Source organism: Pseudomonas sp. GW531-T4 (assembly GCF_017349615.1).
Lineage (GTDB): Bacteria > Pseudomonadota > Gammaproteobacteria > Pseudomonadales > Pseudomonadaceae > Aquipseudomonas > Aquipseudomonas chlororaphis_I.
Genome location: NZ_JACMZT010000029.1, coordinates 33,551 through 45,955, shown reverse-complemented (window position 1 = coordinate 45,955; position 12,405 = coordinate 33,551). Strand labels below are relative to the sequence as shown.

At 65.0% G+C, this 12,405-nt stretch carries 8 protein-coding genes; 6 read left to right on the top strand and 2 right to left on the bottom strand.

Going from position 1 to position 12,405, the window contains the following annotated elements; all coding sequences use genetic code 11:
- Positions 1-21: 21 nt before the first annotated feature.
- Positions 22-921, bottom strand: coding sequence for an energy transducer TonB (locus J4D28_RS21300; protein WP_007929970.1), 900 nt, complete (start codon positions 919-921; stop codon positions 22-24).
- 150 nt (positions 922-1,071) lie between these two features.
- Positions 1,072-2,046: a glutathione synthase gene (gshB, locus tag J4D28_RS21295; protein ID WP_009051309.1), complete on the bottom strand. Its 975-nt coding sequence runs from the start codon at positions 2,044-2,046 to the stop codon at positions 1,072-1,074.
- Positions 2,047-2,282: 236 nt separating this feature from the next.
- Here gshB and pilG point away from each other — a divergent pair, with 236 nt between their 5' ends.
- From pilG to J4D28_RS21265, 6 genes are all read left to right on the top strand, one after another.
- Positions 2,283-2,690, top strand: a complete 408-nt coding sequence (gene pilG, locus J4D28_RS21290) for a twitching motility response regulator PilG (RefSeq protein ID WP_009051308.1) — start codon at positions 2,283-2,285, stop codon at positions 2,688-2,690.
- Between the two features lie 43 nt (positions 2,691-2,733).
- Positions 2,734-3,099, top strand: coding sequence for a twitching motility response regulator PilH (pilH, locus tag J4D28_RS21285; protein ID WP_007953328.1), 366 nt, complete (start codon positions 2,734-2,736; stop codon positions 3,097-3,099).
- Positions 3,100-3,110: 11 nt separating this feature from the next.
- Positions 3,111-3,650: a chemotaxis protein CheW gene (locus J4D28_RS21280; RefSeq protein ID WP_016704857.1), complete on the top strand. Its 540-nt coding sequence runs from the start codon at positions 3,111-3,113 to the stop codon at positions 3,648-3,650.
- Between the two features lie 97 nt (positions 3,651-3,747).
- Positions 3,748-5,811, top strand: coding sequence for a methyl-accepting chemotaxis protein (locus J4D28_RS21275; protein ID WP_009051306.1), 2,064 nt, complete (start codon positions 3,748-3,750; stop codon positions 5,809-5,811).
- A 30-nt stretch (positions 5,812-5,841) separates the two neighbouring features.
- Complete coding sequence (locus J4D28_RS21270) at positions 5,842-11,796, top strand: Hpt domain-containing protein (protein ID WP_103331449.1); 5,955 nt, start codon at positions 5,842-5,844, stop codon at positions 11,794-11,796.
- Positions 11,789-12,244, top strand: coding sequence for a chemotaxis protein CheW (locus J4D28_RS21265; RefSeq protein WP_009046013.1), 456 nt, complete (start codon positions 11,789-11,791; stop codon positions 12,242-12,244). Before J4D28_RS21270 ends, J4D28_RS21265 begins: the two co-directional genes overlap by 8 nt.
- Positions 12,245-12,405: the final 161 nt, after the last annotated feature.

Below are 12,405 nucleotides of genomic sequence, written 5' to 3'. Positions count from 1 at the left end.
GGGGATGGCTTCGCCCTGGAATCAGTTGCTGGACAGCCTGTCGCCGCGGGCGAACTTCCAGGTGCGGATGATCTCCAGCCGGTCGATATCCGACAGGTCGCCGGTAAAGGGCGCGAAGGGCGCCGCCAGGCGCACGATGCGCTGCGCCGCCTGGTCCAGCAGCGGCTGGCCGGAGGACTCCAGCACCAGCACTTCGTACAGCGAGCCGTCGCGGTTGATCGAGACCATCAGCCGCAGGTTGCCGTAGATCTGCTTGCGCCGGGCTTCTTCCGGGTAGTTGAGGTTGCCGATGCGCTCGACCTTCTTGCGCCACTCGTCCTTGTACCAGGCGCCCTTGTCGCGCATGGTCGAGGCCGCGCTCAGGCGGTGGATGCGCGGGCGCTTGGCGTACAGCTGCTGCTCCTGGGCCAGTTCGGCCTCCAGGCTGGCGATGTCGCTGGACAGCTGCTCGCTGTCGAACGTCGGCACGGGAACCTTGGGTTTGGCCTCGGTCTTGACCTCTTCACGCTTGGTGACGGTCTTTTTCGGTTTCGGCGCGGTGGTGGCGACCGCGGCCTTGGGTGCGGCTTCCTTGACTTCGGTCTTGGCCGGAGGCGGCGGGGTGACCTTGTTGACTTTGTTTTCCTGGAACGGCGCCACTTCGGTGGTCTTCGGGATCGCCTTCTTGTCCAGGGTGCCGCTGCCTTGCTGGTTTTCCTGGGCAAGGAAATCGGCCTTCTTCGGCTTGGTCTCGCTCTTGAAGGTGGCCAGGGTGATTTCCAGGGTCTTGCTGATCTGCTTGGGTTCGGCGAAGGAGAAACCCAGGCCGAGAATCAGCGCGATATGCAGCAGGGCGGCCAGGAACAGGGTAAATCCCAGGCGATCGGCCGGGCGCACGCCGCTGTGGGCCAGCTCGGGGGGCAGATCGGAAGGGAGAGCCATCAGCGGTTCACAACAGTCATCAGCGGTTCAACATCACAAAAAACTTCACAAGACCAACATTGCGGGTTTCACAGGCGGCGCATGATAACGCAATGTTGGTTTCAAGCCGTAAGCCTCGAGCTTCAAGCGACAAGCTGCATGCGACAGCCGTCAAGCTTGTGGCTTGCGGCTCGCAGCTTGCAGCTTCTTCTCGATGGCATCCATCAGCATTGCGCCGATATTGGTGCCGAAGGCGTTGTCGATCTCGCGGATGCAGGTCGGGCTGGTGACGTTGATTTCGGTCAGGTGCTCACCGATCACGTCGAGCCCCACGAACAGCAGGCCTTTCTCGCGCAGGGTCGGGCCGACCTGTGCGGCGATCCAGCGATCTTTCTCGGTCAGCGGCCGGGCTTCGCCACGGCCACCGGCGGCGAGGTTGCCACGGGTTTCGCCGTGGGCGGGAATCCGCGCCAGGCAGTAATCCACAGGTTCGCCGTCGATCATCAGGATGCGTTTGTCGCCATCGACGATGGCCGGCAGATACTCCTGGATCATGATCTGCTGCTTGCCATGCTGGGTCAGGGTTTCGAGGATCACCGAGAGGTTCGGGTGGCCGGCGGTGTGACGGAAGATCGATGAGCCGCCCATGCCGTCCAGCGGCTTGAGGATCACGTCACCGTGATGGTCGGCGAATTCGCGCAACACGTCCGGGCGACGGCTGACGATGGTCGGCGGCGTGCACTGCGGGAACAGGGTGGCGAACAGCTTTTCGTTGCAGTCGCGCAGGCTCTGCGGCTTGTTGACCACCAGCACACCGTCGCGCTCGGCCTGCTCCAACAGGTAGGTGGAGTAGACGAACTCCATGTCGAACGGCGGGTCCTTGCGCATCAGGATCACGTCCAGTTCGCTCAGGGCGCTGTCGGTCTCGGCCTCCAGCTCGAACCACTTGTGCGGGTCGGCGAACACCTTCAGCGGACGCATCCGCGCCCGGGCCACGCCACCGGTCGCCTGGTACAGGTCGCGCTGCTCCATATAGAACAGGGTCCAGCCGCGCTCCTGGGCGGCCAGCAGCATGGCCAGCGAGCTGTCCTTCTTGTAGGAGATGCTGGCGATAGGGTCCATGACAATCCCGACGCGAACGCTCATGGGCGGTTTCCTCGAAAATTAGTGGGCGCAATGGCTTGAAAAAGTGGCGTCAGAGTGGCGCTCGGGCGGTTCCCGGTCAAGGAAAAACCACCGCGCCGGCCGGCCGATAGATTGCATGGGGAGAGTATGCTAAAAAGGCTCGCATGCCGTGCTCAGGCCTTGAACATCAAGGGCTTGAGGCACTGGCTACCAGTACGGGCAGAAAATCGATTCGCTGTGGCGATGGTAGAGCAGATATGGAACAGCAATCCAGCGCCCTCAAGGTGATGGTGATCGATGATTCGAAGACGATTCGCCGCACGGCAGAAACGCTGTTGAAGAATGTGGGCTGTGAAGTCATCACCGCGGTCGACGGTTTCGAGTCCCTGGCCAAGATCGCCGACAACCACCCGGACATTATCTTCGTCGACATCATGATGCCGCGGCTCGATGGCTATCAGACCTGCGCACTGATCAAGAACAACAGCGCGTTCAAGTCCACGCCGGTGATTATGCTGTCCTCCAAGGACGGCCTGTTCGACAAGGCCAAGGGTCGCATCGTCGGCTCTGACCAGTTTTTGACCAAGCCTTTCAGCAAGGAAGAGCTGCTGAGCGCGATCAAGGCCCATGTGCCGGGGTTCGCCGCAGTAGAACAAGCACATTGAGGTCCGGCCAGCGGGCCGCACGCCTATTCGTATGGGGAAGACCATGGCTCGTATTCTGATCGTCGATGACTCGCCGACTGAAATGTACAAACTGACCGGCATGCTGGAAAAGCATGGCCATGAAGTCCTGAAGGCCGAAAACGGCGCCGACGGCGTGGCCCTGGCGCGCCAGGAAAAGCCCGACGCGGTCTTGATGGACATCGTCATGCCCGGCCTCAATGGCTTCCAGGCCACCCGTCAGTTGACCAAGGACGCGGAAACCAGCCATATCCCGGTGATCATCATCACCACCAAGGATCAGGAAACCGACAAGGTCTGGGGCACTCGCCAGGGCGCCAAGGATTACCTGACCAAGCCGGTCGACGAAGACACCCTGATCAAGACCCTGAACAACGTCCTGGCCGGCTGACCGCCCGCGCCATGGCCGAGTCGCAAACCGCCTTCGAACTGCTGCTCGAGATCGACCAGCGCTGCCGCCTGCTGGCGGCCGACCTGCCCTCCCAGGAAACCCGCCAGCACGGCTGGAGCGGGATCGGCTTTCGCATCGGCGAGCACTGGTATGTGGCGCCGATGGGCGAAGTCAGCGAAGTCCTGCACGAGCCGCGTTATACGTTGCTGCCCGGGGTCAAGCCCTGGGTCAAGGGCGTGGCCAACCTGCGCGGACGGCTACTGCCGATCATGGACCTGTGCGGCTTCTTCGGTCATGAGCTGTCGGCGCTGCGCAAGCAGCGGCGGGTGCTGGTGGTCGAGCACAAGGAAGTGTTCGCCGGCTTGATGGTGGACGAAGTGGCCGGGATGCAGCATTTCGAGCAGAGCAGCCTGAAGATGGCTGCCAGCGGTAGCGAACAGGGCGCCATCACGCCGTACCTGCGCGGGTATTTCCCCTGCGAGCAGGTCTGGTGGGTATTCAGCCCCTTCGCCCTGGCGCAGTCGCCGGGGTTCCTGGATGTGGCGCTGTAGGCGCGAGACCTGCTCGCGATGAATAGTGCGCGATGAACCTGCAGAACCGCGCCGTCCATTGCGCGGGCAACAGAACAACCGGAATTCAGGTGTGCAGATGCTAAAAGCCAACCCAGGCAAGCCAATGGAAGGATCGCGCAGCCGCTCGCAGATCATCGTGCTGTTCATCGCCCTGATCGTGTTCATCATGCTGCTGTTCGCCAACTTCGCTTACCTCAACACCCAGGCCACTTACGACAAGCAGTACATCGGCCACGCCGGCGAGCTGCGGGTGCTGTCCCAGCGCATCGCCAAGAACGCCACGGAAGCCGCGGCGGGCAAGGCCGCGGCCTTCAAGCTGCTGGGCGATGCGCGCAACGATTTCGCCCAGCGCTGGGGTTACCTGAAAAAAGGCGACCCGGCCACCGGGCTACCCGCCGCGCCGGTGGCGGTGCGTAAGGAAATGCACGCAGTGCAGCAGGACTGGGACAAGCTGCTGCACAACGCCGACGCGATCCTGGCCAGCGAACAGACCGTGCTGTCTTTGCATCAGGTGGCTGCGACCCTGGCGGAAACCGTGCCGCAGTTGCAGGTCGAGTATGAAAAGGTCGTGGAAATCCTCCTGCAGCGCGGTGCTCCGGCCGCCCAGGTGGCCATGGCGCAGCGCCAGTCGCTGCTCGCCGAACGCATTCTCGGTGCGGTGAATACCGTGCTCGCCGGCGACGAAAACGCGGTGCAGGCCGCCGACGCCTTTGGCCGTGACGCGGCGCGTTTCGGCCAGGTGCTGAGCGGCATGCTCCAGGGCAACCCGACCCTGAAGATCAGCCAGGTCGAGGACCGCGATGCGCGGGCACGCCTGACCGAGATCAGCGAGCTGTTCCAGTTCGTCTCCGGCTCGGTGGACGAAATTCTCGAAACCTCTCCCGAGCTGTTCCAGGTCCGTGAATCGGCGAGCAATATCTTCAGCCTGTCGCAGACCCTGCTCGACGAAGCCTCGCACCTGGCCATCGGTTTCGAGAACCTGGCCGGCGGCCGTTCGCTGGACACCATCGGCGGTTATGTCCTGGGCCTGGCGGCGCTGGCCTCGATCATCCTGATCGGCCTGGTGATGGTGCGGGAAACCAATCGCCAGTTGCACGAGACCGCCGAGAAGAACGAGCGCAACCAGAACGCGATCATGCGCCTGCTGGACGAGATCGAGGACCTGGCCGACGGCGACCTCACCGTGACCGCCTCGGTCACCGAGGACTTCACCGGCACCATCGCCGACTCGATCAACTATTCCGTCGACCAGCTGCGCGACCTGGTGGCGACCATCAACCTCACCGCCGGCCAGGTCGCCGGCGCGGTGCAGGAAACCCAGGCCACCGCCATGCAACTGGCCGAAGCCTCGGAGCATCAGGCCCAGCAGATTTCCGAAGCCTCCACCGCGATCAACGAAATGGCCCAGTCCATCGACCAGGTGTCAGCCAACGCCGCCGAGTCCTCGGCGGTGGCCGAGCGTTCGGTGGAGATCGCCAACAAGGGCAACGAGGTGGTGCACAACACCATCCACGGCATGGACAACATTCGCGAGCAGATCCAGGACACCGCCAAGCGCATCAAGCGCCTGGGCGAGTCTTCCCAGGAAATTGGCGACATTGTCAGCTTGATCGATGACATTGCCGACCAGACCAATATTCTCGCGCTCAACGCGGCGATCCAGGCTTCCATGGCCGGGGATGCCGGGCGCGGCTTCGCGGTGGTGGCCGATGAGGTGCAGCGCCTGGCGGAACGTTCTTCGGCGGCGACCCGGCAGATCGAGACCCTGGTGCGGGCGATCCAGACCGACACCAACGAGGCGGTGATCTCCATGGAGCAGACCACCTCGGAAGTGGTGCGTGGCGCCCGGCTGGCGCAGGATGCCGGGGTGGCCCTGGAAGAAATCGAAGGCGTCTCCAAGACCCTGGCGGCGCTGATCCAGAGCATCTCCAACGCCGCCCAGCAGCAGACTTCGTCGGCCGGACAGATATCCTTGACCATGAACGTGATCCAGCAGATTACTTCACAGACTTCGTCCGGCTCGACCGCGACGGCCGAAAGCATCGGCAACCTGGCGAAAATGGCCAGCCAGCTGCGGCGCTCGGTGTCCGGTTTCACCTTGCCGGCCAGTCGCGAGCAGACGCCGCGGGAAAACCGCTGAGGCCGGAGCACGACTTTGATGGGAATGGTAATGGGTGATCGGCACGACTATGTGGCCCTGGAATGGGTCAAGGGCGAAATTGCCGAAACGCTGAAGCAGGCCCACCAGGCGCTCGATCACCTGGTCGACGAGCCGCAGGCGGTGGAGGCCCTCGACCAGTGCCTGGACTGCATCCACCAGGTCCACGGCAGCCTGCAGATGGTCGAGTTCTATGGCGCGGCGCTGCTCGCCGAAGAAATGGAAGCCCTGACCCTGGCCCTGCGCGAGTACCGCGTGGCCCAGCGCGACGAGGCGATCTACCTGCTGCGCCAAGCCATCAGCCAGTTGCCGCAGTACCTCGACCGGGTGCAAAGCGCACGTCGCGACCTGCCGCTGGTGGTCTTGCCGCTGCTCAACGACCTGCGCAGCGCCCGGGGCGAAGGCCTGCTGAGCGAAACCAGCCTGTTCAGCCCGCAACTGCCGGACCTGCCGGCGCTGGACGAGGCGACGCTGAACCGCCTGGCGCCCCCCGACCTGACCATCCTGCTGCGCAAGTTGCGGCACATGCTGCAAACCGCGCTGGTCGACCTGCTGCGCGAACAGGATGTGAAAAACAGCCTGGGCTACATGGCCAAGGTCTTCGAGCGCCTCCAGGTGTTGTGCCAGAACGCCCCGCTGGGGCCCTTGTGGCAGATCGCCCTGGCCCTGGTGGAAGGCATGGGCAGCGGGGCGATCGCCAACAGCCCGGCGGTGCGCAGCCTGCTCAAGGATGCCGACCGCGAGCTCAAGCGCCTCTATGAACAGGGCATCGCCGGAATCAACCAGCCAGCCCCCGAAGAATTGCTCAAAAGCCTGTTGTTTTACATCGCCAAGGCCCGCTATCCCACCGCGCAGATGCAGACCATGAAAGACGCTTACGGACTCGATGACGCTTTGCCCGACAATGCGCTGGTCGACCAGGAACGGGCCCGCATGGCCGGCCCCGACCGCGACGCCATGCGCTCGGTGCTGTCGGCCCTGTGCGAGGAACTGGTGCGGGTCAAGGAGCGCCTGGACCTGTTCGTGCGCAGCGACCGCCAGCACGCGTCGGACCTGGACAGCCTGCTGGCGCCCCTGCGGCAGATCGCCGACACCCTGGCGGTGCTGGGTTTCGGCCAGCCGCGCAAGGTCATCATCGACCAGCTGGCGGTGGTGCTGAGCCTGGCCCAGGGCCAGCGCGAACCGAATGACGCGGTGCTGATGGATGTGGCCGGGGCGCTGCTTTATGTGGAGGCGACCCTGGCCGGCATGGTCGGCCCGGCCGAACCCGAGAGCCGCGAAGAGAGCCGCCTGCCGACCACCGACCTGACCCAGATCCACCAACTGGTGATCAAGGAGGCGCGGATCTGCCTGCAGCAGGCCAAGGACCTGATCGTCGACTACATCGACGCCGGCTGGGACCGCGAGCACTTGCAGGCGCTGCCGGAGCTGCTGACCCAGGTGCGTGGCGCTTTGGCGATGATCCCCCTGAGCCGGGCTGCGGGCCTGCTGGAAGCCTGCATCGGCTTCGTGCGTGAACACCTGCTGCTGGACCCGCGCCAGCCCGGCTGGCAGCAGCTGGACAATCTGGCCGACGTGATCACCAGCATCGAGTATTACCTGGAGCGCCTGAGCGACGATCACCAGGCGCCGGGGGAAAAGATTCTCGACGTGGCCGAGCAGGGCCTGGCCGCGCTGGGCTATGTGCCACAAAAGCAGGCACCGGACGAGTGGGTAGCGAGCGAACAGGTGCCGCTGCTCAGCGATGTGCTCAGCCCCAACGAAGCCCTGGTGATGCAGGACCTGCAGGAGCTGGACAGCCCGGAAGTGGTGCAGTCCCTGGCCGATGTGCTGGCCAGCCCGGTCTCGGCGCTCAACCCGCCGGCGCTGGACACACCGGGTAGCCTGTTGCCGCCGCCGGGCGATGAAGCGCCGGTGGACGACGAGCTGCGTGAAGTCTTCCTCGAAGAGGCCGACGAAGTACTCGACGTGCTGCGCGAGTACCTGCCGCGCTGGGCCGCCGACCCTCACGGCAAGGCGGCGCTGGGCGAAATCCGCCGGGCCTTCCATACCCTCAAGGGCAGCGGGCGGATGGTCCGCGCGCTGGTGCTGGGCGAACTGGCCTGGGCCGTGGAAAACCTGCTCAACCGTGTCCTGGAACACAGCGTGGAGCCAGGGCCGCAGGTGCGGCAATTGCTCGAAGAGGTGTTGCAGCTGCTGCCGGAGCTGGTCGCCGAGTTCGCCGCCCAGGCCCAGCGCCAGCGCGACGATGTCGATCGCCTGGCTGCCCGGGCGCACGCCCTGGCCAAGGGCGAAACGGCGTCGGTAGACGAGCCGGAGGACGGGCTCGATCCGCAGTTGCTGGAGATCTTCCGCAACGAGGCCGAAACCCATCTGGAGAGCATCAAGCGCTTTCTCGAGCAAGCTGCCGAGCACTTGCCCTTGCAGGCCAGCGACGAATTGCAGCGCGCCTTGCACACCCTCAAGGGCAGCGCCTACATGGCCGGCGTGCTGCCGATCGCCGAGCTGGCGGCGCCGCTGGACCTGCTGGCCCGGGAATACCGCGCGCACCTGATGGCCCTGGACCTGGACGAAGTCGAGCTGCTGCTGGAAGCCGAAGGCCTGTTTCGCCGTGGCCTGCAACAGCTGGGCAGCGACCCGCTGGCACCCATCGAAGGCGCCGTCGACCTGATCGAACGGGTCAAGGCGCTGACCGCCGAGCGTCTGGAAAACCTGCTCAACGCGCCCAATACCGGGCTGCGGGTCAAGCGCGATGCGCAATTGATCAGCAGCTTCCTGGCCCAGGGCATGGACATCCTGCTGGATGCCGAAAACCTGCTGCGCCGCTGGCAGCAGCACCCTGGCGAGCGCCAGGAACTCAGTGCGCTGCTGGACGAACTGACCACCCTCGGCGAAGGCGCGCACCTGGCGGACCTGCAGCCGATGGACGAGCTGTGTGAGGCGCTGCTGGACCTGTACGGCGCCGTGGAAGAAAGCAGCCTGGCGGTCGGCGAGCGGTTTTTCCATGAGGCGGAAAACGCCCACGAAGCGCTGATCAACATGCTCGACGAACTGGCCGCCGGCCAGGAAATCAGCCCGCAACCGGCCATGGTCCGGGCCTTGCGCGAACTGCTCGAGGAAAGCCTCGACCCGTCGGCCATGGGCCTGATCCGCAGCGATGGCAGCCGCACCCTGAGCATCACCGACCTGGCCAGCGCCACCGCCAAGATGGAGCAGGAAGCGCCGATCGAGGTGGAGGGACCGGACGATGAAATCGTGGCGATCTTCCTCGAAGAGGCGGTGGATATTCTCGAAAGCGCCGGCCAGGCCTTGCAGCGCTGGCTGGCCGACCCGGACAACGGCGCGCCGCTGTCTTCCCTGCAACGCGACCTGCATACCCTCAAGGGCGGCGCGCGCATGGCCGAAGTCGGCCCGGTGGGCGACCTGGCCCAGGAACTGGAAAACCTCTACGAAGGCCTGGTGGATCGCCGTTACCAGCATGGCGAGGCCCTGGTCGACCTGCTGCAACGCAGCCATGAGCAACTGGCGCTGCTGTTGCAGCAGTTGCAGGCGCAGCAAGCGCTGAGCGATCCGAAGGCGTTGATCGAGGCAATCCGCGGTTTTCGCCAGCGCAGCGGGGTCACCACTGAAATGCCCGAGGCGGCGGTGGCCGACGATTCTGCGGCCCACGATCCGGAGCTGCTGGAGATCTTCCTCGAAGAAGGCTTCGACATTCTCGACAGTTCGGGCGCGGCGCTGACGCGCTGGCAGGCCGAGCCGGCCAGCCGCCAGGAAGTGGAAACCCTGCTGCGCGACCTGCACACCCTCAAGGGCGGCGCGCGCATGGTGGAGATCGCGCCGATCGGCGACCTGGCCCATGAACTGGAATTTCTCTACGAAGGCCTGTCCGCAGGCTTGCTGCAACCGACACCGGCGTTGTTCGGCCTGTTGCAGAAAAGCCAGGACCGGCTGGCGCAGATGCTCGACGCCGCCCGCGCCGAACAACCGATCAAGCCGGCCGACAGCCTGATCGAGGCGATTCGCGGCTTCACCCATCCGGCCCAGGCCGAAGCCCCGCCTCTGCTGCTGCCCGACCTTAGCCCGCCAAGCAAACCCGAACCGCCGGCGGTACCGGCTGAGGCCGCAGTGGCCGGGGATATGGTCAAGGTCTCGGCCGAGCTGCTGGACGACCTGGTCAACCTGGCCGGGGAAACCTCGATCTTCCGGGGGCGCATCGAGCAGCAGGTCAACGATGCGCGGGTGGCCCTGAGCGAAATGGAAACCACCATCGAGCGTATTCGCGACCAGTTGCGTCGCCTGGACACCGAAACCCAGGGGCGGATCCTCAGTCGCCAGCAGGTCGAGGCCGAGCGCCTGGGGTACGAGGAATTCGACCCGCTGGAGATGGACCGCCATTCGCAGTTGCAGCAACTGTCGCGGGCCTTGTTCGAGTCGGCGTCCGACCTGCTCGACCTCAAGGAAACCCTCGATCGGCGCAACCAGGACGCGGAAAACCTGTTGCAGCAGCAGGGGCGGGTCAATACCGAGCTGCAGGAAGGCCTGATGCGCACGCGCATGGTGCCGTTCGAGCGCCTGGTGCCGCGCCTCAAGCGCATCGTCCGCCAGGTGGCCGAGGAGCTGGGCAAGGACGTGTCATTCAGCGTCGGCAACGCCGAGGGTGAGATGGACCGTAACGTGCTGGAACGCATGGTCGCGCCCCTGGAACACATGCTGCGCAACGCCGTCGACCATGGCCTGGAGTCCGCCGAAGTGCGGCGCGCCGCGGGCAAGCCGGAGCAGGGGCGGATCACCCTGGACCTGTCCCACGAAGGCGGCGATATCGTCTTCGACATGCGCGACGACGGCGCCGGGGTGCCGCTGGAGGCGGTGCGGCGCAAGGCGATCAAGCGTGGCCTGCTCGCCCCCCATGTCGAGATCAGCGACCGCGACGTACTGCAATTCATCATGCAGCCGGGGTTTTCCACAGCGGAAAAAATCACCCAGATTTCCGGGCGCGGGGTGGGCATGGACGTGGTCCATGAAGAGGTGCGCCAGCTCGGCGGCTCGATGACCATCGACTCGATCCCGGGGCAGGGCGTGCATTTCCGCATTCGCCTGCCGTTCACCCTGTCGGTCAACCGCGCACTGATGGTGCAGTGCCTGGAGGAGCAGTACGCGATCCCGCTGAACACCATCGAGGGCATCGTCCGGGTACTGCCCCACGAACTGGAAAGCTACTACCAGCTCGATTCGCCCCATTACCAATACGCCGGCCAGCGTTATGAGCTGTGCTACCTCGGCGAGTTGCTGCACACCGTGGCCCGGCCGAAACTGCTGGGGCAGAGCCTGCCGCTGCCGGTGCTGCTGGTGCACTACAACGAACACCGGATCGCTGTGCAGGTGGATGCCATGGCCGGCAGCCGGGAGATCGTGGTCAAGAGCCTGGGGCCGCAGTTCGCGGCGGTGCAGGGGCTGTCCGGCGCGACCATCCTCGGCGATGGCCGGGTGGTGTTGATCCTCGATCTGCTGGCGCATATCCGCGCCCTGCAAACGCGTTTGCCGGTGCCACGCATGGCGGTCGGCGATGAAGTGAGCCCCGAGGTCGAACCGCTGCGGCCGAGGCTGGTGCTGGTGGTCGACGACTCGGTGACGGTGCGCAAGGTCACCAGCCGCCTGCTGGAACGCCACGGCATGAACGTGCTGACCGCCAAGGATGGGGTCGACGCCATGGCGCTGCTGCAGGAGCACACCCCGGACCTGATGCTGCTGGACATCGAAATGCCGCGCATGGACGGCTTCGAGGTGGCGATGCAGGTGCGCGCCGACCCGCGCCTGCAACAGCTGCCGATCATCATGATCACCTCGCGCACCGGCCAGAAACACCGCGACCGGGCCATGGCCATCGGCGTCAACGACTACCTCGGCAAGCCTTACCAGGAGTCGGTGCTGCTGGAGAGCATCGCCCAGTGGAGCAGACCCCATGCATGACTACCGCGCCAGCTTCCTCACCGGACTGCTGCTGCCTTTGGCCGACCGCACCCTGATCCTGCCCAATGTCGCGGTGGCCGAACTGATCGACTACCAGCGTGGCGAACCCGCCAGCGACGCGCCGCCCTGGTACCTGCGCTCCGTGGCCTGGCGCGACCGCCAGTTGCCGCTGATCAGCTTCGAGGCTGCCTGCGGGCAGCCCCTCGCCATCGGCGAACGCGCCCGCATCGTGGTGCTCAACACCCTGGGCGGCCGCGAGCGCCTGAAGTTCATCGCCCTGGTGATCCAGGGCATCCCGCGCTCCTGCCGGCTCGACAGCCAGCTGAGCTACGTCGACGTGCCGCTGTGCCGGCTGGAAAAGGCTGCGGTGCAGGTGGGGGAGCAGGTGGCGAAGATTCCGGATCTGTTGGGGTTGGAGGAGATGCTGGTGAAGGCGGGGTTGTCTTAGGCCCTGTCGAGCGGCTTGATCGTTCCCGGAAAGGGACCTATCGGTCCCTATTTGGGACTGATGGGATCAATCATGTCGGCACTCATCGTTCGATGACGCAGCGACTGTTTTTGGTGCGCCACGGATCTGTAGGAGCGAGGCTTGCCCGCGATGGCGTCTGT

Bases quoted from the DNA above. Each gene is read 5' to 3' on its own strand.
- J4D28_RS21300 (WP_007929970.1), bottom strand. From the start codon at position 921: ATGGCTCTCCCTTCCGATCTGCCCCCCGAGCTGGCCCACAGCGGCGTG.
- gshB (WP_009051309.1), bottom strand. From the start codon at position 2,046: ATGAGCGTTCGCGTCGGGATTGTCATGGACCCTATCGCCAGCATCTCC.
- pilG (WP_009051308.1), top strand. From the start codon at position 2,283: ATGGAACAGCAATCCAGCGCCCTCAAGGTGATGGTGATCGATGATTCG.
- pilH (WP_007953328.1), top strand. From the start codon at position 2,734: ATGGCTCGTATTCTGATCGTCGATGACTCGCCGACTGAAATGTACAAA.
- J4D28_RS21280 (WP_016704857.1), top strand. From the start codon at position 3,111: ATGGCCGAGTCGCAAACCGCCTTCGAACTGCTGCTCGAGATCGACCAG.
- J4D28_RS21275 (WP_009051306.1), top strand. From the start codon at position 3,748: ATGCTAAAAGCCAACCCAGGCAAGCCAATGGAAGGATCGCGCAGCCGC.
- J4D28_RS21270 (WP_103331449.1), top strand. From the start codon at position 5,842: ATGGGTGATCGGCACGACTATGTGGCCCTGGAATGGGTCAAGGGCGAA.
- J4D28_RS21265 (WP_009046013.1), top strand. From the start codon at position 11,789: ATGCATGACTACCGCGCCAGCTTCCTCACCGGACTGCTGCTGCCTTTG.